Origin of the sequence: Pseudomonas cremoricolorata DSM 17059 = NBRC 16634 (assembly GCF_000425745.1) — a bacterium.
Taxonomy (GTDB): domain Bacteria; phylum Pseudomonadota; class Gammaproteobacteria; order Pseudomonadales; family Pseudomonadaceae; genus Aquipseudomonas; species Aquipseudomonas cremoricolorata.
Map to the genome: position 1 here is coordinate 255,960 of NZ_KE384442.1, position 21,056 is coordinate 277,015.

18 protein-coding genes and 1 pseudogene are annotated in these 21,056 nt (G+C 59.2%); 5 read left to right on the top strand and 14 right to left on the bottom strand.

Annotation, left to right across the window (positions count from 1 at the left end):
- Positions 1-83 precede the first annotated feature (83 nt).
- Positions 84-2,570, bottom strand: a complete 2,487-nt coding sequence (gene plsB, locus H618_RS0120030; protein WP_028696758.1) for a glycerol-3-phosphate 1-O-acyltransferase PlsB — start codon at positions 2,568-2,570, stop codon at positions 84-86.
- Positions 2,571-2,800: 230 nt separating this feature from the next.
- Between plsB and H618_RS0120035 the strand changes: the two genes are divergently transcribed.
- Complete coding sequence (locus H618_RS0120035; RefSeq protein ID WP_028696759.1) at positions 2,801-3,010, top strand: cold-shock protein; 210 nt, start codon at positions 2,801-2,803, stop codon at positions 3,008-3,010.
- A gap of 67 nt (positions 3,011-3,077) precedes the next feature.
- Here H618_RS0120035 and H618_RS0120040 read toward each other — a convergent pair whose 3' ends face one another.
- The 4 genes from H618_RS0120040 to H618_RS0120055 form a co-directional block, all read right to left on the bottom strand.
- Positions 3,078-3,455 (bottom strand): hypothetical protein, encoded by a 378-nt coding sequence (locus H618_RS0120040; protein WP_028696760.1) that lies wholly within the window; start codon positions 3,453-3,455, stop codon positions 3,078-3,080.
- A gap of 19 nt (positions 3,456-3,474) precedes the next feature.
- Positions 3,475-4,287 carry a putative RNA methyltransferase gene (locus H618_RS0120045; protein ID WP_028696761.1) on the bottom strand — a complete coding sequence of 271 codons (813 nt, stop codon included), beginning with the start codon at positions 4,285-4,287 and terminating at the stop codon, positions 3,475-3,477.
- A complete protein-coding gene (gene dapE, locus H618_RS0120050) occupies positions 4,287-5,438 on the bottom strand; it encodes a succinyl-diaminopimelate desuccinylase (RefSeq protein ID WP_028696762.1) in 1,152 nt (383 codons plus the stop codon). The genes H618_RS0120045 and dapE overlap by 1 nt, the downstream gene beginning before the upstream one ends.
- Before the next feature lie 95 nt (positions 5,439-5,533).
- Positions 5,534-8,107 (bottom strand): glycosyltransferase, encoded by a 2,574-nt coding sequence (locus H618_RS0120055; protein WP_028696763.1) that lies wholly within the window; start codon positions 8,105-8,107, stop codon positions 5,534-5,536.
- 231 nt (positions 8,108-8,338) lie between these two features.
- Here H618_RS0120055 and tcdA point away from each other — a divergent pair, with 231 nt between their 5' ends.
- Positions 8,339-9,151, top strand: coding sequence for a tRNA cyclic N6-threonylcarbamoyladenosine(37) synthase TcdA (tcdA, locus tag H618_RS0120060; protein ID WP_028696764.1), 813 nt, complete (start codon positions 8,339-8,341; stop codon positions 9,149-9,151).
- A gap of 12 nt (positions 9,152-9,163) precedes the next feature.
- On the opposite strand, the gene H618_RS0120065 is transcribed toward tcdA, so the two are convergent.
- From H618_RS0120065 to H618_RS0120090, 5 genes are all read right to left on the bottom strand, one after another.
- On the bottom strand, positions 9,164-9,568 hold the full coding sequence (locus H618_RS0120065) for a SufE family protein (protein ID WP_028696765.1): 405 nt from the start codon (positions 9,566-9,568) through the stop codon (positions 9,164-9,166).
- Positions 9,565-10,770 (bottom strand): aminotransferase class V-fold PLP-dependent enzyme, encoded by a 1,206-nt coding sequence (locus H618_RS0120070; protein WP_028696766.1) that lies wholly within the window; start codon positions 10,768-10,770, stop codon positions 9,565-9,567. Before H618_RS0120070 ends, H618_RS0120065 begins: the two co-directional genes overlap by 4 nt.
- Before the next feature lie 89 nt (positions 10,771-10,859).
- Complete coding sequence (gene dapD / locus H618_RS0120075) at positions 10,860-11,894, bottom strand: 2,3,4,5-tetrahydropyridine-2,6-dicarboxylate N-succinyltransferase (RefSeq protein WP_028696767.1); 1,035 nt, start codon at positions 11,892-11,894, stop codon at positions 10,860-10,862.
- A gap of 38 nt (positions 11,895-11,932) precedes the next feature.
- Entirely contained in the window at positions 11,933-12,280 is a 348-nt protein-coding gene (locus H618_RS0120080) for an ArsC family reductase (RefSeq protein WP_028696768.1), read from the bottom strand.
- Positions 12,281-12,542: 262 nt separating this feature from the next.
- Positions 12,543-13,439 carry a DMT family transporter gene (locus H618_RS0120090; protein WP_028696769.1) on the bottom strand — a complete coding sequence of 299 codons (897 nt, stop codon included), beginning with the start codon at positions 13,437-13,439 and terminating at the stop codon, positions 12,543-12,545.
- A gap of 373 nt (positions 13,440-13,812) precedes the next feature.
- Between H618_RS0120090 and H618_RS21995 the strand changes: the two genes are divergently transcribed.
- Both H618_RS21995 and H618_RS0120100 read left to right on the top strand, forming a co-directional pair.
- Positions 13,813-14,697 carry a LysR substrate-binding domain-containing protein gene (locus tag H618_RS21995; protein ID WP_028696770.1) on the top strand — a complete coding sequence of 295 codons (885 nt, stop codon included), beginning with the start codon at positions 13,813-13,815 and terminating at the stop codon, positions 14,695-14,697.
- Positions 14,698-14,864: 167 nt separating this feature from the next.
- Positions 14,865-15,077, top strand: a pseudogene (locus H618_RS0120100) (cation:proton antiporter domain-containing protein); the annotation flags it as partial.
- Between the two features lie 227 nt (positions 15,078-15,304).
- Here the strand turns inward: H618_RS0120100 and H618_RS0120110 are convergent.
- The 4 genes from H618_RS0120110 to H618_RS0120125 all read right to left on the bottom strand — a co-directional run bounded on the left by H618_RS0120110 (position 15,305) and on the right by H618_RS0120125 (position 19,702).
- On the bottom strand, positions 15,305-17,287 hold the full coding sequence (locus tag H618_RS0120110) for a DUF3732 domain-containing protein (RefSeq protein ID WP_028696772.1): 1,983 nt from the start codon (positions 17,285-17,287) through the stop codon (positions 15,305-15,307).
- Positions 17,287-17,793, bottom strand: coding sequence for a three component ABC system middle component (locus H618_RS22860; RefSeq protein ID WP_154660695.1), 507 nt, complete (start codon positions 17,791-17,793; stop codon positions 17,287-17,289). The genes H618_RS0120110 and H618_RS22860 overlap by 1 nt, the downstream gene beginning before the upstream one ends.
- 33 nt (positions 17,794-17,826) lie before the next feature.
- The gene (locus H618_RS0120120) at positions 17,827-18,879 is read right to left on the bottom strand and encodes an ABC-three component system protein (protein WP_154660696.1); all 1,053 of its coding nucleotides are present in this window, start codon (positions 18,877-18,879) and stop codon (positions 17,827-17,829) included.
- A 340-nt stretch (positions 18,880-19,219) separates the two neighbouring features.
- The gene (locus H618_RS0120125) at positions 19,220-19,702 is read right to left on the bottom strand and encodes a helix-turn-helix domain-containing protein (RefSeq protein WP_245586798.1); all 483 of its coding nucleotides are present in this window, start codon (positions 19,700-19,702) and stop codon (positions 19,220-19,222) included.
- 803 nt (positions 19,703-20,505) lie between these two features.
- On the opposite strand from H618_RS0120125, the gene H618_RS0120135 reads away from it, so the two are divergent.
- On the top strand, positions 20,506-21,003 hold the full coding sequence (locus H618_RS0120135) for a hypothetical protein (RefSeq protein WP_028696776.1): 498 nt from the start codon (positions 20,506-20,508) through the stop codon (positions 21,001-21,003).
- Positions 21,004-21,056 lie beyond the last annotated feature (53 nt).

Genomic DNA, 21,056 nt, shown 5'->3' on the forward strand with positions numbered 1-21,056 from the left:
GGCGTTAGTGCCAGGTGTCTTCGGCCTGTGGACCATAGAGATCCAGCATCACCGGGTGCACTTGGAAGCCCCACCTGCGCTACTCAACTGATCGCCAGCGTCCCCAACTCTTCCCGATGCGCCGCCACCTGACGGATCGACAGCCGCAGTTCGGCCGACAGGACGCGCTTGGCCACGCCCTCGCTAAGCTCGGCCAGACGCGGGTGATAGCCCAGGCGCCCATTGTCGTCCGGCTGCAGCACGCCTTGCTCGATCAGAGTTTGGATGAAGTGGCGGAACAGTGTCTTGTCGAAGAACTCGGGCGCGTTGAGCCCATGCAGAATCGACAGGCGCTGGGCCATCATCACGCACAGCTCTTCCAGAGCTTCGGCACTGAGGCTGTGCTGGCCGTGGTTGAGCAGCAAGGCGGTGGCCATGTAGAAGCGTTGCAGGGTCTGGGTGATGGCTCGGGCCAGCAAGGTCAGCATGACGAACTGCTGCGAGCTGGGCGCCGGGCGGATGTACACGTCCTGCTCCTGGCGCAGCAGGCCGTGCTCGACCAGCGCCGTCAGCCATTGATCGATGGCCTCGGGCAGTTGCTCGGGCGTCCAGCGCAGGAACAGCTCGGCTTGCAGGAACGGATACAACGCCGCGACATACTGGCCGATCTGTTCGCGGCTGATACGCGAGCTGCTGAGGAAGAAGCTGGCCAGCAGTGCCGGCAGGGCGAAGATGTGCAGCACATTGTTGCGGTAGTAGGTCATCAGCACGGCGTTGGCTTCGTCCAGATACAGAATGCGCCCCAGCGCGTCGTTCTGCTCGGCCAGGAACTGCATGTCCTTGACGTGTTTGATCAGCGCCAGACCGTCGCCTTCCGGCAAGGTCGTGTGCGCCGAATACGGCACCTGGCGCAGCAGCGACAGGTACAGGTCGAGCACACGGCAGAGCGCGGTTTCGTCCAGCGCATGGCGGCTGGTCGAGAGCAGCGCCAGCGCCACCAGGTTCACCGGGTTGATGGCGGCGGCCTCGTTGAGATGACGCGCCACGGTGTCGCCCAGACGGGTGGTGGTCGCGCTCAGCCACTCGGGCCTGAACTGCGGCGCCAGCGACTGCTCGCGCCAGCCCGGTTGCTGCTGGTCGAGGAACTGCGCCAGGCGGATCGGCTCGCCGAAGTTGACGTAGACCTGGCCAAAACGCTGCTTGAGCGCGCCGAACACCTTGAAGATGTCGAAGATCGATTCCTTCTTCTTGCTCGCCCCGCGCAATTCGCCCAGGTAGGTACGGCCTTCCAGAACACGTTCGTATCCGATGTACACCGGCACGAAGGCAATCGGCGTGCGTGACGAGCGCAGGAAGCTGCGCAGGGTGATGGCCAGCATCCCGGTGCGTGGTTGCAGCATGCGCCCGGTGCGCGAGCGTCCGCCCTCGACGAAGTACTCCACCGGAAAGCCCTTGGTGAACAAGGTGTGCAGGTATTCGTTGAACACCGCGGTGTACAGCGGATTGCCCTTGAAGGTGCGGCGCATGAAGAAGGCACCGCCGCGGCGCAGCAGGCCGCCGACCACCGGCATGTTGAGGTTGATGCCGGCCGCCACGTGGGGTGGGGTAAGGCCGTTGCGGAACAGCAGGTACGACAGCAGCAGGTAGTCGATGTGGCTGCGATGGCAGGGCACGTAGATGATTTCGTGATCAGGGGCGATGGCCTGCACCTGCTCGATGTGGTTGACCTTGATGCCGTCGTAGATCTTGTGCCAGAACCAGCTCAGCACCACCTCCAGAAAGCGGATCGCGGTGTAGGTGTAGTCCGAGGCGATCTCGTTGCCATAGCGCAGCGCCTGGGCTTCGGCCTTGGCCGGGGTGATGTGCTGGCGCTCGGCTTCTTCGTCGATGGCCTGACGCACCAGGGGCGCGTGGATCAGGCCTTTGACCAGGTTGCGCCGGTGCGAGACGTCAGGGCCGATGACGGCACTCTTGAGGTTGCGAAAATGCACGCGCATCAGCCGCTGGGCCATGCGTACTGTGCGCTCATGGCCCTTGTTGTGCTGCACCAGCTCGCGCAAGTGGATGGGCGCCGAGAACTGCACACGGGTCTTGCGCCCCAGGATCAGCACCGTCAGCAGCCGGCGCAGGCGTCCGGTGACCGCCCAGCTGTCGGCGAACAGCAGCTTCCACGGGCTCGACTCGCTGTCCGGCGACTGCCCCCAGAACACACTCACCGGAATGATCTGCGCATCTTCCTCGGCATGCTCGCTCAGCACCTGCACCAGGCGCTCCAGGGTCGGCGGCGCGCCGCGTTTGTCCTGGCGGCCCAGCCAGTCGGGGTCGGGGGTCAGGTAGAAGAACGCTGCCGGCTCATGCAGTGGGCCGACCGTGACCGGCAGCACCGGGCGCGGCAGCCCGGCTTTGGTGCATTCGCGGTCGAGCACCGCCAGATCGGTGAGCGCCGGCGAGGGCAGGGCGTAGAACACCGGGCGGCTGCGGTCGAGGTTGAGCGTGGTCGACGACTGGTTGATGGTCTCGGAACGGACCCAAAGGTAGAGAACGCGGCGCAGGGCACTGAAGAGCAGGCGGCGCAGAGGGGAACGTGTCATCGAGAAGGCCCTGGGAGCAGATTTTTCGGAGATGGCGCAGTGGTTTAGTCTGCGGCAAAGGCAGAAGTTCAGCAAAACGCGGGAGGACGCTTTGTCCTGTCATATCTTTCTTCAATACGGATCGGATTATCGGCCTGAGGCTTGCAGGCTTTTTCTGCAAGCCGTGTCGTCAGACTCCACTGATCGTGTGACGACCGGCGTTTTTCACAATAAAAATCCGGAGTATGCAGATGTCGTCTCGTGAGACTGGGAATGTCAAATGGTTCAACGATGCCAAGGGCTTTGGCTTCATCCAGCGTGAAGGCAGCGCTGATGTGTTCGTGCATTACCGAGCGATTCGCGGTGAAGGCCATCGTTCATTGGTCGAGGGACAACGTGTCGAATACGCACTCGTTGAGGGTCAGAAAGGCCTGCAGGCGGAAGACGTCGTAGGCCTGTAACACCCGCCCTTGAGGCATCAGCCTGCCATGTGCAACGCATGGCAGGCTGACCGGCTGGCAGCGTGTTTCAGGACGTGCGCCAGGTGATTTCTTCTTCACCGTCGGCGCTGACCCTGATCCAGCGGTCGGCATCTTCCTCGCCATCGGCTTCGGTCCAGCTGCCCGGCGCGCAACGTACTTCCACAGCCAGTGCGGCGTAGGCTGCCCGCGCGCAGGAGACGTCGTCTTCCCAGGGTGTCTCGTCACTTTCCAACAGCAGGCTGTTCCATTTTCCTACAGCTTTGGGTACCCAAGTGACCGGGATGTTACCGGCTTGGCACTTCCAGGTCTGACCACGTTGTTGCCAGGCACTGCACGGGCCAAGGGCCTGTTGCAGCCACTTGGCGATCAGCGTGTGGTCGACGTCGGCGTCTTTGAGGTAGATCTCGATATCAGGTTGGCGCATTGGAAACTCCAGGGTGTGCTCAGGCTTGGCGCACGAAATAGTCATAGCGCATGGATACCGTGACCTCGAACGGTGCGCTCTGTTCGATGACCCGGGTGCGCCGCTCGGCGCTGGCGCGCCAGCCGTGGGGGGTCATCGCCAGCAGATCGGCGCGTGCCTTGGGCTCGGCCAATTGCAGACGAAACTCGAGCACCTCGCTGTGCTGGTGCTGCATGCCCTGCGGGACCAGCGCCAGGTGCTTGTCGTCGGCGTAGGGGCGTACTTCGTCGTACAGCGCCTCGCGCAGTTCCATCAGGTGGCCTTGGGTCGGGCCGACCCGCATCAGGCCGCCACCGACACTGAGCAGGCGCTTGGCTTCGGCCCAGTCGAGGGGGCTGAACACGCTGGCGATGAACTGGCAACTGGCATCGGCCAGTGGTACCCGGGCCATACTGGCGACCATCCAGGTCAGCGCCGGTGCGCGACGGCAGGCACGTTTGACGGCTTCCCGGGAGATGTCCAGGGCATAGCCGTCGGCCGCTGGCAGCGCCTGAGCGAGCAGGGCGGTGTAATAGCCCTCGCCGCAGCCGATGTCGAGCCAGCGTGCCGGCGCCCGCTCGGCGGCCAGTTGCGCCAGACGCTGGGCCACCGGGGCGTAATGGCCGGCGTCGAGAAAATCTCGCCGGGCTTGGACCATGGCCTGGTTGTCGCCCGGGTCGCGGCTGTTCTTGTGCTGCACCGGCAGCAGGTTCAGGTAGCCCTGGCGGGCGCGGTCGAAGCTGTGTCCGGCTGTGCAGCGCACAGCGTTGTCGAGCCGCGTCAGCGGCGCCTGGCAGAGAGGGCAGGCGAGCATCAGGCGAGCAACCGAACCAGGGTCTGGTAGTAGATCTCGGTCAGCAGATCGAGGTCGCTGGCGAGGATGCGTTCATCCACCTGGTGGATGGTGGCGTTGACTGGCCCAAGCTCGACCACCTGGGTCCCCATGGTGGCGATGAAACGGCCATCGGAGGTGCCGCCGCTGGTGGATGGCTGCGTTTCGCGGTCGGTCACCTGGCGGATGCTCGCAGCCACTGCATCGAGCAGTTCACCGGGTTCGGTCAGGAACGGCAGGCCCGACAACGCCCAGTCGATCGACCAGTCCAGCTGGTGGCGGTCGAGAATTTGTGCCACACGCTGTTGCAGCCCTTCGACGGTCGATTCGGTCGAGAAACGGAAGTTGAACAGCGCGACCAACTCGCCCGGCACCACGTTGGTGGCACCGGTGCCGGCGTTGAGGTTGGAAATCTGGAAGCTGGTCGGCGGGAAGAATGCATTGCCTTCGTCCCAGTGTTCGGCGGCCAGTTCTGCCAGAGCCGCCGCGGCCAGGTGAATCGGGTTGCGTGCCAAGTGCGGGTAGGCCACATGGCCTTGCTTGCCGCGCACGGTGAGGGTAGCGCCGAGCGAGCCGCGGCGGCCGTTCTTCACCACATCGCCGAGCAGGTGAGTGCTCGACGGTTCGCCGACGATGCACCAGTCCAGCCGCTCGTTGCGCGCTTTGAGGCGCTCGACCACCGCCTTGGTACCGTGATGCGCCGGGCCTTCTTCGTCACTGGTGATGAGGAAGGCGACCTTGCCGCGGTGGTTGGGGTAGTCATGCACGAAGCGCTCGCTGGCCACCACCATCGAGGCCAGGCTGCCTTTCATGTCGGCAGCGCCACGGCCGCAGAGCATGCCGTCGGCGTCGATCAGCGCATCGAACGGCTCATGCTGCCACTGCTGCACGGGGCCGGTGGGCACCACGTCGGTATGGCCGGCAAAGCAGAGCACCGGCCCATCCTGGCTGCCGTGGGTGGCCCAGAAGTTGTCGACGTCCTCGATGCGCATGGGCTCGAGCTCAAAGCCCACGGCGCCCAGGCGGTTCATCATCTGCGCCTGGCAGTCGGCGTCGACCGGTGTGACCGAGGGACGGCGGATCAGGTCGCACGCCAGTTGAAGGGTGGGTGAGCGCTCGGCTGGGGCGGTCATGGGGAACTCCGGGGGGCAAGGCTTGGGCGAAAACGGGGGCGTTATCTTATAGCAATATGCCGATTGCCGCCGTAATCGTTATTCGCCCGCCGCCTTCAGGCTGACTCCTTCGGTTTAGGCAGCGACGACAGCAACGCCATCACCAGCGCCGCCAGGTAGGGCAGTGACTGCACCAGCAGCATCGCCACCCAGAAACGCATGTCCGAGCTGGGCAAACCCTGCACCAGGTAGATACCTGCCGCCGCGCCCCACAGCAGCAGCATGATGAACACTTCTTCGCGGGCTTCGGCCAGGGCCTTGAACAGGCCGTGGCTGTCGGCGTGCTTGGGCGTGCGGATGAACGGCATGCTGCTGGTGAAGAAGCCGTACAGCACCGCCTTGGCGATGGTGTGCGACAGCGCAAGCCCGGCCAGCGCCGCGGCGAAGGCATCGCGCAGGTCGACCCCCACCGCACGGCGGTAGAGGAAGACGATCTTGCCGACCTTGAAGAAGAACAGCGCCAGCGGGGGGATGGCGAAGATCATCAGCGGCGGATCGACCCGGTGCGGCACGATGATCATCGCCGCCGACCACAGCAGCGCGCCGACGGTGAAGAAGATGTTCATGCCGTCGGCCACCCAAGGCAGCCAGCCGGCGAGGAAGTGATAGCGCTGGCCGCGGGTCAGCTCGCTGCCCTTGCCGCGCAGCAGCGCCGATGCATGGTGCTTGATGATCTGGATGGCGCCATAGGCCCAGCGGAAACGTTGCTTCTTGAAGTCGATGAAGGTGTCGGGCATCAGCCCTTTGCCGTAGCTGTTGTGCGCATAGGCGGCCGACAGGCCTTTTTCGAACACCCGCAGGCCCAGTTCGGCATCTTCGCAGATGCACCAGTCGGCCCAGCCCAGCTCTTGCAGCACCGAGCGGCGAGTCATGGTCATGGTGCCGTGCTGGATGATCGCGTCGCGGTCGTTGCGGGTCACCATGCCGATGTGGAAGAAGCCTTTGTACTCGCTGTAGCACAGTTTCTTGAAGGTGCTCTCGTGCTGGTCACGGTAGTCCTGCGGCGACTGCACCACGGCGATTTTCGGGTCGGCGAAGTGCGGCACCATGTGCTTGAGCCAGTTGCGGTCGACGCAGTAGTCCGAGTCGATCACCGCGATCACCTCGGCATCCTCGGCGGTGTGCGGCAGCAGGTAGTTGAGCGCGCCGCCCTTGAAACCGGCCAGCGGCGCCACGTGGAAGAACTTGAAGCGCTCGCCCAACGCTTCGCAGTGGGCCTTGAGCGGCTCCCACACGCCTGGGTCCTTGGTGTTGTTGTCGATCACCAGCACCTCAAAGTCGGGGTAATCCAGCGCGGCCAGGGCGTCGAGGGTCTGCTTGACCATTTCCGGCGGCTCGTTGTAGCACGGAACATGCACCGAAACCTTGGGCCGGTAGTGCGAGTCGCCTTCCACCGGCAGGAACTCGCGCCGGCGTTTGTGCGTCCAGACCGCCTCGGCCAGTTCGTGGGCCTCAGTCAGCAAGACAATGAACACACCCAGCGCACCGAGCGCCAGCAGCACCCCCACCGACAGGCTGAACCAGGTGCTGTACTGCTGGCTGTAGTCATAGGCGATCCACACCAGCACCGATCCGCAGAGGAAGGTGATGAAGGTCAGGAAGGTGCGGCCACGCTGGCGCAGCGCCGAGCCGTCGATCAGCAGCACGGTCAGGGCGATCATCGCCAGCACCACCGATGCCACCGCCAGGGCGCGCCATTGGGGAATCGCCACCACCGGCCCTTCGAAGTTGAATTTCTGCTGCCGCGCGGCGTTGAACACGCCCCAGTAAGCGCCCACCGAGCCTTCGTCGCTGGCCTTCCAAGGCTGGTCGTAGGCCTCGATGACGAAGTAGTTGTAACCCTGACGGTTGAGGGTATTGACCAGGGTGCGCAGGTAGATGGCCTGGTCGGCCTGGGTGGCGTCGGCGCCGCCGCGCATGCGCCCGTTGCTCGGCCAGCCGACCTCCGAGAGCAGCAACGGCTTGCGTGGGAATTGCAGCTTGAGGTCGCGCGCGCGGTCGAGCACGAAGGTCACCGACTCGCGCATCGGGATGAACTCCCAGTACGGCAGGATGTGCGCGGCGATCAGGTCGACATGCCCGGCAAGCTCGGGGTTCTCCTTCCAGATGTGCCACTGCTCACTGGTGGTCACCGGCACCTTGACCGCAGCGCGCACGCGATCGAGGTACTGAATCAGCGCCTCGGCGGTGATTTCCTTGCGGAACAGCGCTTCGTTGCCGACCACCACCCGCACCACGCTGCGCGAGGTATTGGCCAGCTCGATGGCCTTGTTGATTTCCCGTTCGTTGCGCTCCTGGTCGGGGCTGATCCACACCCCCAGGGTCACCCGCAGTCCCAGTTCCTCGGCCAGCCGCGGAATATCGGCCTGGGTACCTTCGACGGTGTAGATGCGGATGCTGTCAGTGAGCTTGCTCATCTGCTCCAGGTCCTGGCGCATCTCGTCGTCGGTGGGGTATTGGCCGCGCTGCGGGCTTTCGCCAAGGCGGAACGGCGAGTAGGAGAAGCCCGAGATCTGCTCAGGCCAGGCAGGGGCGGAGACCGGGCGGTTGATCAATGCCCAGAAGCCGGTGAACAGGGCAGCGATGGCCAGGACCACCACCAGGTTGAGGCCGAATTTGCGTGAGGGCATAACGGTTTTAGGGTTCCGAATGAAGCGGGTGGCTGAGTGGACAAGCACCTGCATACCTGACAAAAAGAGCCGGTATCCCGCTTTGCTGTCGTCCATGTCTTATTTCAATGAGGCATTAAAGCAGGGTTCGTGCCGTCTTTCCTAACCGGCGACGCTCGGCACCGCCTTGTGGTGGGTGTCTCGCAGGCGTGGCTGCCCTATACTGCGCGGCGTTTTTTGCAGAGGTGAGCCATGAGCACAGAAGATCCCCGCTTTGCCGGCGTTGCCCGGCTGTATGGCGATGACGGCCTGCAGCGCTTGCGTGAGGCCCACGTCGGTGTGGTCGGCATCGGCGGCGTCGGCTCGTGGGTCGCCGAGGCCCTGGCGCGCAGTGGCGTGGGCGAGATCAGCCTGTTCGACCTCGACGATGTCTGCCTGAGCAACACCAACCGCCAGGCCCACGCCCTGCAGGGGCAGATCGGCCGGGCCAAGGTCGACTCCACCGCCGAGCGGTTGCGGGCCATCAACCCCGACTGCCGGGTGCATGCCGTGGCCGATTTCGTCACCCGCGAAAGCATGGCCGAGCACATCACCGAGCACATGGACTGCGTGATCGACTGCATCGACAGCGTAATGGCCAAGGCCGCGCTGATCGCCTGGTGCCGGCGGCGCAAGATCGCCATCGTCACCACCGGCGGCGCAGGCGGGCAGATCGACCCTACGCAGATACAGATCGCCGACCTGAACAAGACCTTCAATGATCCACTGGCCTCGCGGGTGCGCTCGACCCTGCGCCGCGACTACAACTTCTCGCGCAACCAGAGCCGCAACTACGGCGTGCCCTGCGTGTTTTCCAGCGAACAGCTGCGCTACCCGAAAGGCGATGGCAGCGTGTGCCTGCAAAAGAGCTTCGTCGGCGAAGGTGTGCGCCTGGACTGCTCGGGCGGTTTTGGTGCGGTGATGATGGTCACCGCCACCTTCGGCATGGTGGCGGCGAGCAAGGCGGTGGAAAAACTGGTGGCCGGCGCCCGCCGCCGATCCGAGCGGGCCAAGCCATCGGCGTAGGTGCCGCCGCGCTTACGCAGTGGCCTGCGACATCCTTTGCAGCACCGCATGCAGGCCATTGCTGCGCGAAGGCGAGAGCTGACGCTCAAGGCCCAGCTCAGTGAACCAGGCGCGCAGATCCACCTGCGCCAGCTCCTCGTGAGTCAGCCCCTGCACCCTGACCAGCAGCAGCGCCAGCAGCCCACGCAGCAGCCGCGCTTCACTGCCGGCCTTGAAGTGCCAGTGCTTTGCACGGGGCTCGGTTACCAGCCAGACCACACTTTCGCAGCCGTGCACGCGGTTGGCCTCGACCTTTTCCGCCTCGCTCAGTGGCTCCAGCGTGTCGCCCATCTGCATCAGCAGGCGCGCACGCTGTTCCCAGCCCTGTGCCTCGGCGAAGCGCAGCAACGCTTCGGCGGCTTCAAGCGGCAGGCTCATCGCAATAGCTCCAGGCCCTGATCGAGCGCATCGAAGAAACGCTGCAAGTCGTCACTGTCGTTGTACAGGCCCAGCGATACGCGGATCGCGCCGTCCAGCCCCAGGTGCTGGAGCAGCGGCATGGCGCAATGATGCCCGGCGCGCACGGCGATACCCTGCTCGGTCAGGACATGGGCGATATCGGCGTTGTGCACGCCTTCGACGACGAAGCTGACCAACGCAGTTTGCGGTGCACCGAGCACGCGGATGCCTTGGCGTTCCTGCAGACCGCCCAGCAGCAGGGCGTGCAGGCGTGCTTCGTGGCTGGCGACCGCCTTTGCGTCCAGACTGGCCAGGTAATCGAGGGTCGCGCCCAGGCCGATGACCCCGGCGATCGGCGGGGTGCCGGCTTCCAGCCCCAACGGCGCAGGGCGGAAACTCGCCTGCTGATACTCGGCCAGGTGCACCATCTCGCCGCCGAACTGCCAATGGCGTACGTGCGCCAGTGCCTGGCTGCGACCGTACAGCACGCCGACGCCGTCGGGCCCATACAGCTTGTGGCTCGACATCACGTAGAAATCGCAACCCAGTTGCTGCAGGTCGGGGCGAGCGTGCACCACCCCTTGGGCGCCGTCGACCACGCTCAGCGCGCCTTGCGCGCGGGCATGGGCGAGCAGTGGCCCGAGTGGTTGCCAGGTGCCGAGCACGTTGGACAACTGGCTGACGGCCAGTAAACGCGTACGCGGGCCGATCAGTTGCATGGCCGCATCGAGGTCGAGCTGGCCTTGCTCATCGATTGGCAAAATCACCAGGCGCAGGCCGCGACGACGCGCCAACTGCTGCCAGGGCAGCAAGTTGGCGTGGTGTTCCAAGGCGCTAACGGCAATTTCATCTCCCGCCTCGAAGCCATGTTCCAGACCGTAAGCCAGCAGGTTCAGCGCCGAGGTGGCGCCGTGGGTGAAGACGATCTGTTCGGCGCTGCCGGCGTTGAGCCAGGCGGCAAGCTTGGCGCGGCAGTTTTCGAACGCCTGGGTCGCCAGGGCGCCGGGCACATGCTGGGCGCGGTGGACATTGGCCGCGCCATGGCCGTAGTAGTGGGCGAGGGCGTCCAGCAGGGCCTGGGGCTTCTGACTGGTGGCGGCGCTGTCCAGGTAGGTCTGCTGCTGGCGATGCAGGGCGGCGATGGCAGGAAAATCGTCGCGCCAGGGGGAGGGCTGGAACATGGTCGCGGGGCCTGGAAAGAAAAACGGGTCTGGCATTACGCCAGACCCGACCTTCGCACTGCAACCGCGGGTGCAACCGCGCGACGGTTTCAGTTGTGCGCGTGCAGCGCCTCGTTCAGCTCGATGGCCGACTTGTGGGTCTTGCATTCCACCGCGCCAGACTCTGAATTGCGGCGGAACAGCAGGTCGGTCTGCCCGGCCAGCTCACGCGCCTTGACCACCTTGACCAGTTGGTTCTGTTCATCGAGCAGTTGCACCTTGGTGCCGGCGGTGACGTACAGGCCCGATTCCACGGTGTTGCGGTCACCCAGCGGAATGCCGATGCCGGCGTTGGCGCCGATCAGGCAGCCTTCGCCGACGGTAATGACGATGTTGCCGCCGCCCGACAGGGTGCCCATGGTCGAGCAGCCGCCGCCCAGATCCGAGCCTTTGCCGACGAATACACCGGCCGAAACACGGCCTTCGATCATGCCAGGGCCTGCGGTGCCGGCGTTAAAGTTGACGAAGCCTTCGTGCATGATCGTGGTGCCTTCGCCGATGTAGGCACCCAGGCGCACACGGGCGGTGTCGGCGATGCGCACGCCGGCCGGTACCACGTAGTCGGTCATTTTCGGGAATTTATCGACCGAGAACACTTCCAGCAGCTCGCCCTTGAGACGCGCTTCGAGTTGCCGCTCGGCCAGCTCGCCCAGATCGATCGCGCCCTGGTTGGTCCAGGCGACGTTCGGCAGCAGCGGGAAGATGCCGGCCAGGGACAGGCCGTGAGGCTTGACCAGACGATGCGACAGCAGGTGCAGCTTGAGGTAGGCCTCAGGGGTCGAGGTCAGCGCGCTGTCTTCACCGAGCAGGGTGGCGACCAGCGGCTTGTGGCTTTCGGCCAGGCGGGTCAGCAGGGCGCCTTGCGCGGCGTCGATCGGCTTGACCACTTCAGCCAGTTGCGCGGCTTGCGCAGTGCTGAAAGCGATGGCCTGGTTGCCGCCCTCGTAGCCGAGGATCGGCGCGATGGCATCGATCAGCTCGGCACTAGGGTTGAGCAATGGTTGGGCGTAGAAGACTTCCAGCCAGTTTTCCTGACGGTTCTGGGTGCCGACGCCGAAGGCCAGGCTGAACAGGGTAGTGGACATGCAGTTACCTCATGCGAAAGGGGGTGGGCGGGTGGCGCTCAGGCCAGTGCCGCGGCGTAGGTTTCAGGCTTGAAACCGACCAGGGTGCGGTCACCGAGGTCTAGCACCGGGCGCTTGATCATCGAAGGTTGGGCAAGCATCAGCTCGACGGCTTTGGCCTGGTCGAGGTCGGCCTTGCTGGCCTCGTCGAGCTTGCGGAATGTGGTGCCGGCACGGTTGAGCACCACTTGCCAGCCGTGCTCGTCGCACCAGCGCTCGAGGCGGGCACGGTCGATGCCTTGGGTCTTGTAGTCATGGAAGCTGTACGCTACCGGCTTCTGGTCGAGCCAGGTGCGGGCTTTCTTCATGGTGTCGCAGGCTTTGATGCCGTAGAGGGTGTAGGCCATTGAATGCTGAGGGCAGTGCCAGACGGACCAGCGCTTACCCGCGATCTCCGGAAAAAATGAATCGGGCGATTATGCGGCAATGGGGTGGCGAGCGCCACGGGGCAGGGGAGCCCATGTCGCTCGCCTCTACAGGCTCCGGCCGTCGCCCGAGCCTGCGTCCACGTCACTGGCGGTATGTGCCGGCTCCGCCAACGTGTCAGCGTCTTGATCGGTATGAAGACCCAGCTTCATGCAGTCTGCCCATGCATGATGCGTAACGTGCTTACTCCTGAACTTTGGATGCAACAACAGCGTGGGCAGCTTGAACCCTTCCGAAACCCTTTACTGCTGCGACGACCAGTAAAGCGCCGGCAAAGGTAACCCACGTCACCCTGTTTCCGAATACGAGATAATCAAGCAGCATCGTGAGCACTGGCGTTATATAAAACAGCACGCCGACCTTGCTTGCTGAATGCTTCGCGAGCATGCGAAACAACAGCAGTGTGGCCAAGGTGGATACCACGACGACCATCCAGGCAGCGGATGCCAGAAAAGTGGGTGTAATCTTTAACTCTACGTCGGTAAGCGGAAGCACTGCCAGGAAAATACAGGAAGCGGTCATGGCTTGATAGAACGCCGATGTCACAGGATCAATCACACATTTCTTCTGCATCACTGAGCCTGCACTTATCGCAATCACCGAGGCCAGGCCGCAGAGTACTCCGGCTGCGGTGATGGCTCCCAGTTCACGAGCGCCAACGACCGCAATGGTCAACCCGGCCAAACCCAGGATCAGATAAAAATACCCCAGTCGTCCATTTTTTTCGTTTGCAAACAGCGGCGTCAAAATCGGTTGCAGGCCCAAGATTATCGCTAGCACCCCCGGTGTCAATTGGTAGTCGAGCGCCAGAAAATAAGTCGTCTGATAAGCGACCTGCAGCAATATACCGATGGCGATTGCTTTGATCAGCAGGTCTTTCGGCATTCGTAGTCGCGCCCTGAGCCCCTGGTGGCGGGCAATCCATAAGGAGACGAGCATCAGCGCGAGGCTGGCGCCCACTGAGCGTACCGTCAAGAAAACCGAGGCGGAAGCATCCTCGAGCCCGAGCTTCACGAATATCGCTCCGCTACTCCACATCAAGAGGAATAGCAGAGGTGAATATTTTTCAAGTGTATTCATCGTTATGTCACGCGTTCCAGTAATGGGTCATACAACGCTCACTCATCCTTCATGTTTCGACAAATTGCCGATGCATACACCTAGTCGCTGCGCAGGCCTTGGAATTTGTCTGAATGTTTTACTGCTCGAATCAGTCAGTTGACCATGTTCTTGGTGTCAACCCTTATGGGGTGATTGAATCTGATGTTTTCATAAGTTGCTAAGAGCTTAATGCCTGAGCGAAGGTCTTGATCGTTGGCATTGATATGTCCAATAATGATTGATCGCCAGGTGCTTTTTGTGCGTCAAGTTTTGATACTAATTCACAAGTTGACCAGGCGCGCGCCAATAATTATGATGCGGCCTATCTCAATGTGTGATAGCGAACTTTAAAATGGCTCTGAATCTTGATATGAATCAGTTGCGCGCCTTCGTCACCGTTGCCGAGCTAGGGAGCTTTTCAAAAGCGTCGCAAAAACTCTGTCGCGTGCAGTCCGCCGTCAGTCAGCAAGTTCAAAAACTTGAGGTTAATTTAGGCTCCGCGCTTTTTGCAAGAGGGCCGCGAGCACTGGAGTTGACCGCTCAAGGTGAGCGCATGCTCGCTTACGCTATTAATATTCTTGATATTAATGATCAGGCGGTCGCAAGGATGACCGACACATCCTGCAAGGGCGTGGTGAAGGTCGGTACTTCCGACACGTACGCTTCCAACTATTTTCCGGGCATCTTGAAGCGTTGCGCCGACCGTTTTCCGGATATCGAAATCGAAGTGCATTGCGGATACAGTGTTCAGCTGTGGCAGCGTTATGAGGCGGGTGAGTTGGATGTCGTGCTGACCCAGGGATGCCCGCCCAGCATATCGTCGGAGCTTCTGCATTCAGAATCTCTGCAATGGGTGTGCGCTTGTGAAAGCACGATTGTTGACAAGAGTCCTCTCCCGCTCGCGCTGTTTACCCAAGGCTGTGCAGACAGGAATTTGATATTGAATGCGTTGAATAGAGTGAATAAGGCGTATCGTGTTAGTTACCACAGCACCAGCCATGCGGGGATTCTGGCGGCCTTCTCCTCGGGTTGCTTTGTCTCTGCCGTATTGTTGAGTACGGCCCAGGGAGGACTTCGTATCCTGGATCACTCTGAAGGCTTTCCTGTGATAGGCAACTTGGATATCTCGCTTGCTTATCATGATAAAGCGAAAGATTCACCCTCCCATCGCTTTGCTGATACAGCAAGAGTCTATTTCCAATCATTGAGCGCTGTGGGAAGGGAACCGAACCTGTGAGACTAGCCTCTACACGCTTCGACCGCTGTTACCCGCACGCGTATACGACGAAGGTGCAGCAGTGTCGGATGTGCCCCCAGCGCTAGGCTTCGATGCGCAGGCATTGATCGGCGTCGTTCAGTCACGCCGCTCTACCAACCGTGTTACCCGTAAGGAACTCCGTACCCATGCAGTCCGCTTACACCGTCCTGATCCTGCTGACGCTGGTGAGCCTGTCGAAACTGCTCGGGCGCATGATTCCGTTGCCTGTGCCGTTGCCGCTGGTGCAGATCGCCGCGGGGGCGCTGCTAGCGTGGCCGACGTTGGGTCTGCATGTGGCGCTCGATCCGGAGCTGTTTCTGTTTCTGTTCCTGCCGCCGCTGCTGTTCGTCGACGCCTACACCCCATTTGGGGTGACAAAATGGACACCATTTAATCCATATAAATCAATAGGTTAGGATTTTGAGTGGTGTCCATTTTTTTTCAAATTAAAATGGACACCGATGGACTGCAGAGCATGGAGCGAGGGCAGGCAGGGTTCATTCTGGGTTTTTCGACCTCACTGTTCATCTAGATTTGCACGCATAGGCGAGCATGCTCCAGAAAAAAAGCATGCCCTAAACCCCAGTCAATCTTCGAAACGTGGTGGAACGAGCTTTTCTCCATCTCGCCATTCTTCGGCCAGGCTCACGCCTTCAATGCCTCCCCAGACTTCGCTGCCGGCGTGGTCGAGTACGATGATCTGCAAGTGACCCTTAGCGCGCTTCACGCCTCTTGCCAGGACGCTGAAGACCTTCCGAACGGCGTCACGGTCTTCGTCATCCAGAATGGGTTCAACCTCTTCTGCCCCTTCATCATTGCCCTTCCTCACAGCGCTTTTCACAGGGAAGTAGACTTGGCTCGGCTGGTCGAAGATAAGCAGGTGAGGAACTGAGTGATCTGGTTTTTTCAGGAAATAGAGTTGGAGCGCTAGCAGCGTTGCGATGTGATAAGCCAGCCAGTTGGCTCCACTGCCGATTTCCCAAAGGAAATCCTCTCGACCATCGTGCTTCACCTTGATCGCCAGATCTGGAATCGACAGGGTAATTTTTGCCTCTGCCCACTCGGCATCGAGATGGGGAGTGATCAGCGCGCAGATGTCGCTAATTTCCTGCAGACTGTTCGTGGTCTTCAGCTTAACCGCCGCGTCAGAGACCTGTGGCTCCAATGCCTTGATCCGGGCTTCTAGAGCCTTTACACGCTCTGTGAGCTCCGAATCTGAGCGGGCTTCGGTGTAGGTCTTGATGGACTGCTGCATGCTACCGAGGAAGCGGTCAATCTCGGTCATCCGCAGTGCATGTTTGGCGCTGAGCTCATCCTTTGCCTCAATGCCCTTGATCTCGGTGCGGATGGCGGCCAGTGTTTCGCTGTCCTGCCGGATAAGGTTGCGAATCCGTACGATCTCTCCTTCCACTGAAGCCGATACTTTAGGCGCTGATCGGGCTACCCGCTCGATGTCTTCCAGTGCGTTGCACAACTCGGAGAGCTGTGACGATGGGTCGACTGTTGGAAAGGCCAAGGGATTTACGCTGTGGTTATTTTCGGCTAGCTCTCTGAGCCACTTCGAAAGAGAAAGACGCTCTTCCATCTTCACCAGAGATGATGAGTAGTTTGTCGCTTCGTCCTTGATCTCCTTGAGGTCATCAAGTTTTAACTTAGCTATGAGGATGTTCTCCGCAATCAATGTTTCGCGATTACGCAGCGCAATCAACACCTCTGTTGATGATTCGATAGCCATGGGAGTGACAACTGCGTCACGCGAAGATTTATAAGCTATTCCTCTAAGCTGTTCCAGCAAATGCAACCACTCACTGTGTGGCTGGGTATCCTCCGCAGTCAGGCCGTATTCGCGGGAGCGGTAGAACCACACGTTGGCCTCGGCTTTCCACTGTTTCGACACAGCGTCAATTGCTGTGAGTTCGCTTTGAAGGATCTTAAGTTGCTTTCTCAGCTCCTTCAGCTCCCAGACGATCTGTAGCGTTTTCGATTCAATAGCGCCGAGAATGAATGGGAATATACTTTTAAGCTTTTCTCGATTCCCGTAGCTATCTGCTTTATAAAAAAGCACATCGGGGTTTGCTACGATATTTTGTGGCTGAAAAGTAAATGCCATTAAATCTCGGAAGCTTGGGCGGTTTTTGAAACCAAATTCGGACATGTCATCACCAAACCCAATGTTAGGCAGGCCTGACAGCCTGTTGAGTATCTCCTTGACATTGTTTCGGTTGGTATTTTTGTGTTCGATTATCTCGGGTATCTCAATTACCTGCCCCTCGATAATAAACATATCGTCGGTAGAGCGCTGGCTGCCAGGTTCAATCCGAGCTATGAGCTTTTGCCCTTCGTCAGTCTCTACCAATATCCCAAACCATTTGCAGGTCTTGCGTATCGTACCAACTGGGATTGCGCAAAGCTCGGAGCATAGGCAGTAATCAATAATAGGGATTACGGCTGATTTGCCAGCCTTGGATGAGCCACTGATGACGTTTACGTTACCTGGCTTGAACTCCAGTTCTCTGTATTTTCCGCCGTTTTTAGGCCAGAGAATTAGTTTTCGGATCTGTAGTTTCATCAGAGCTTAATCCTTAAAATTGCTTGGACTTCCTGTAGGGTCAACGTCTTGCACCAGTGGCCCAGCTTTTGTGCGGCCTTCATCATGTCTGCTGTCTTTTTTTGCAGGTCTGCGGGAGCTTTAGGTCGTAGACTCTCAACATGCGCATCAGATGTATTCAGGGATATCAAATTGCTTTGTATGGCGATCGATATTGATGCCAGGCTAACATCCCTTAGTTTGAGCATTCGCCCCTGAATGCCAAATAAGATTTCTTGTTCCGATTTAAACTTTCCAGCAAATACGCGCAGCCCAGACGAAGGGTTGGTTGTTATGGCTGCATTTCGAAGCTGCTCGTGAAATAGAATGGGTAGTACGATGAACAACAGTAGCATGGTTGGTAGTTGACCTTGCCCTTTTGGAGCGTAGCCTTCAGTGAATCTCCATATAAGTGCTGCTCCTATTGCCGGATTTTGCATCAGATAGATTTCGCGAAAATCCTGCTTGGGTCTAATAATCTCTTCCATGGATTAATCATCTTTTGAATTTGTATGGTTAGTCTAAGCCTGATATTTCGGCAGAAGCGATCTATAGGAGGGATGCCAACCGATGACTTGTTCGTCTGCCAAATATTGGAAGGTGCCCCTGGACATATATTCTGGGGTCGCCTTTCCGTTAATTTGAGGGGTCAGGTTGTAGCATCGTAAGTATACGGACTCACCCTGTTCTTCGGGGGTGAGATTTGCAGAGTTTCCTTTGATGTCCAGGAAATTTGATCTCCACAAATTTTCAAGGGTATCTATGAAGTCTTCAAACTGTGATTCGACTACAAAACCAATCTCACCCCAACGCGTCTTGCCTGTTTTTGAACGCATGAAGTTGGCCATTGCCTTGATCTTGTCACGTTCGCCGCGCCCAATTAGTTCGAGCTGACGCATCATTATCGGATGCTTCAGGATATTGGCCGCTACCTCAAGTGGGTCGGGTTCTGGTACGGAGTAAGTTAGGAGGTAATCGTATGATAACTTAGAACAATGCGTAGATAGCCAATCTGCAAATTCATCCTTGTGAATAGTTGCAAGCTTGCGTGCTCCGATTAGTTCGTCAGATCGAATCTTGATCCAACCAATCACTGATCGGCATACATCGTCTAAGGCTGGCTCGGCCACGGTGTTGGAAAGAAAATCTTTGATTGGCTTGATGGGGTCGCTGTCGCCACACTCACAGGAGAACTTTATGATCAGCTGGCTGAGTTTCTCAGGGTCGTAGTTGAGAAACTTTTTTAGATATTGCTTGCAGCCGTCCGGCTTTTCCTTGTTGAACCTCTTCCTTATTGTCTTGACTGCTTCGAGCGCAAGCTCTGTTGTGTGAGAGAAATGCAGCAGTTCCGCTAGCTTCCCTGATTTTTGCTGAACAATATGTAGGCGGAAACGGGTTCGACTCAGATCGATGTGACCACTCTCAATGGCGTCGATCCAGTTGGAGAACGTCTTCCATAGATCTATTGACCAGTCTGAAATGGGATTGGTAGCGAGCCCGCTCTTTGCCTGTTCAACTTGGACGTGATTGTCCGGCTGAATCACATCAGTGTCGTCCAATACTTCCAATGACACGACGGATCCGGAAGGCGCCTGGAGGAGGTGGAAGCAGAGCCGTGTCGGCTGGATAGAAAATCCGTAGTACTGTCCAGGTGCCGAGGTAGGGTTCGATGAAAGGTTTTGCATGCCTCAGTGCTCTTCCTTAGCGAGTCGTGCCGTATCTAGGCAGCATTAAGCAGCTCTGATGAAAGCAGCTGTCATCGACATGCATGATATCAGATTGCTACTCTTGGATTCATCCGTGTCCGCTTCACTTATCTTTTGTGAATAGCATGCTGAACGTGCTGAGTCTCGCCAGGCGAGCAAGTCCCCATCCCCTCGGGCTACTCGAAGGAGGTGAGCCCGCTGGGCGTGTTCAGTCTTCCGCAGGCACCGTCCTATCCCACAGGTAGCCGACAGTAGAGCGGGTGAGATTTAGCTGCCTCGCGGTCTCGGCCTTACTCAAACCAGCGCCCCTGCACTCAAGTACTTTTCGCAGCTTCAGGATGTCGGCTGGCCGCGCGGCAGGCCGCTTCTGAATGCTCATGCCCGCCAGGTGCGCCCTGATGTCATCAGTGCTGATCCTACTCTCAAGGACTTTCAAATCTTCGGTAGCTTTGGCGAGAACATCGGCGGCGGTGATCTTGTCGCGGGTCGAGAGAACGAGCGCCATCAGTGCCACAGGGTTCAATCCGAGCGCCTCGGCCAGCTCTGCGAATTTCTCGATGGTCGGATTGGTCTCGGCGTTCTCGATCCTGCTCAGGTATGTCCGCGATGCCGCGTGAGCCAAGCTCTCCTGGGTGAAGCCCAGATTCTCCCGGATCGTCCGAATGACTGCCGCAAGCGCTTGCTTCAACAAGGCGATGTCCCCAAAAAGCGAGGATATAGCCATGTTAGCGTGTACAGTTACACATCATATAATGTATAAAACCGTACTTTGTGGTGTCGGCGGGAACTCTTGCGTTTCCTAGAGCGCCAGCCAATGACGTCTCAAGGCATGACGGGCTTACGCCGCGCAGCCCTGGCTTTGAAGATCGTCATACGGGGCGTGGCTCCGGCTGGAGCTGCACGAGCGGCCCGCTCAATTATTTGCTAAATCGCATCGCGCCCCGTCGGCCTATCGATCGGAGAAGGCGGTGCGGCTAGGTTGCATCCGCAGTGGTTTTGAATTGTCGGGAACGAAGCAGATGTCAAATCGTGAGTGGCCGGAGAGCCTCCAGAGGGGCGAAAAACGGCAGAGCGCCTATCAAGGTTTGCCCTGTGAGGTCGTTCGGGCCCAGGCCGTCAATTGGTCAGTACATGTCGACGCTTACCTTTTCAGCGCGGCAAGAGTAGGGGAGCGATACGTCGCGCTCGTTTACAACGACCAATCGAGGAAGTCGGAGGACGGAATGACAGTTGCCACGCCCCCCGTTTGGTGTGTTGAAGAGAGGGAGGGCTTCAAGCTGGTGCGTACCGCCGGAGGAGATCATTACGTGATCTCCAGCGAGCAGAGCTCGTGACAGCCTTTTACCCAGGTAGTCCTCGTGGCAATGGGAGGCGATTCCAGTGGCCGGTCGCCCCAGTCTCAGCCAGTGCCCCGTGAGCACGCCACCTGGCTGCTCATGATGGTTTGTACAAAAAAGTCGCGCCTGCCTAAAACTAATGCCTTAAGGACGAAAAATGGCTGACCTCGAAAAAATAACGGTGATTATCAAAAATTATGACGTACAAGCACTTAGCGATCTTGATGCGCTTTATAATCGCGTGAGACTTGAAGATGAGCAAGGCAATACATTCTATTTTAAACAAGTGGTAGTTCCAAAGTACCTAAAAAATCATGGTGCCATGGCAACTGAAACTCCACGAACCTGGTATTTTAAGAGGCTCTCGAAAAAGACCATCGTTGTTTTGGCTTTTGAAAACAAAAATGGGAAAGTCGAATACGACCTGGATGACATCCGTTTGATTGCAAGATCAACAGTGTTAAAAGGTGTAGTATTTTCGCTTGCTTCAGTTCCAGCAGCTATTATTGCCGCTACGGCCACGTTTGGCATAGGGTTAGTGCTGCTCCCTATGGGCCTTTGGTATGGATACAGGAACGTCTTCAAGCTACCCGCCATGTTGAGTCGCAAGACACTCTTAAGCGACTTCGCGCAGCATGGAATCGTAGTTCGCTAAATTTACGCTGATGGCTTTTCTTAAGGCATGGGTGCGGCCTTTACAGGCCGCTG

What these genes read in the sequence shown, in the direction of transcription:
- plsB (WP_028696758.1), bottom strand. Translation starts at nt 2,570, where the DNA reads ATGACACGTTCCCCTCTGCGCCGCCTGCTCTTCAGTGCCCTGCGCCGC.
- H618_RS0120035 (WP_028696759.1), top strand. Translation starts at nt 2,801, where the DNA reads ATGTCGTCTCGTGAGACTGGGAATGTCAAATGGTTCAACGATGCCAAG.
- H618_RS0120040 (WP_028696760.1), bottom strand. Translation starts at nt 3,455, where the DNA reads ATGCGCCAACCTGATATCGAGATCTACCTCAAAGACGCCGACGTCGAC.
- H618_RS0120045 (WP_028696761.1), bottom strand. Translation starts at nt 4,287, where the DNA reads ATGCTCGCCTGCCCTCTCTGCCAGGCGCCGCTGACGCGGCTCGACAAC.
- dapE (WP_028696762.1), bottom strand. Translation starts at nt 5,438, where the DNA reads ATGACCGCCCCAGCCGAGCGCTCACCCACCCTTCAACTGGCGTGCGAC.
- H618_RS0120055 (WP_028696763.1), bottom strand. Translation starts at nt 8,107, where the DNA reads ATGCCCTCACGCAAATTCGGCCTCAACCTGGTGGTGGTCCTGGCCATC.
- tcdA (WP_028696764.1), top strand. Translation starts at nt 8,339, where the DNA reads ATGAGCACAGAAGATCCCCGCTTTGCCGGCGTTGCCCGGCTGTATGGC.
- H618_RS0120065 (WP_028696765.1), bottom strand. Translation starts at nt 9,568, where the DNA reads ATGAGCCTGCCGCTTGAAGCCGCCGAAGCGTTGCTGCGCTTCGCCGAG.
- H618_RS0120070 (WP_028696766.1), bottom strand. Translation starts at nt 10,770, where the DNA reads ATGTTCCAGCCCTCCCCCTGGCGCGACGATTTTCCTGCCATCGCCGCC.
- dapD (WP_028696767.1), bottom strand. Translation starts at nt 11,894, where the DNA reads ATGTCCACTACCCTGTTCAGCCTGGCCTTCGGCGTCGGCACCCAGAAC.
- H618_RS0120080 (WP_028696768.1), bottom strand. Translation starts at nt 12,280, where the DNA reads ATGGCCTACACCCTCTACGGCATCAAAGCCTGCGACACCATGAAGAAA.
- H618_RS0120090 (WP_028696769.1), bottom strand. Translation starts at nt 13,439, where the DNA reads ATGAATACACTTGAAAAATATTCACCTCTGCTATTCCTCTTGATGTGG.
- H618_RS21995 (WP_028696770.1), top strand. Translation starts at nt 13,813, where the DNA reads ATGGCTCTGAATCTTGATATGAATCAGTTGCGCGCCTTCGTCACCGTT.
- H618_RS0120110 (WP_028696772.1), bottom strand. Translation starts at nt 17,287, where the DNA reads ATGAAACTACAGATCCGAAAACTAATTCTCTGGCCTAAAAACGGCGGA.
- H618_RS22860 (WP_154660695.1), bottom strand. Translation starts at nt 17,793, where the DNA reads ATGGAAGAGATTATTAGACCCAAGCAGGATTTTCGCGAAATCTATCTG.
- H618_RS0120135 (WP_028696776.1), top strand. Translation starts at nt 20,506, where the DNA reads ATGGCTGACCTCGAAAAAATAACGGTGATTATCAAAAATTATGACGTA.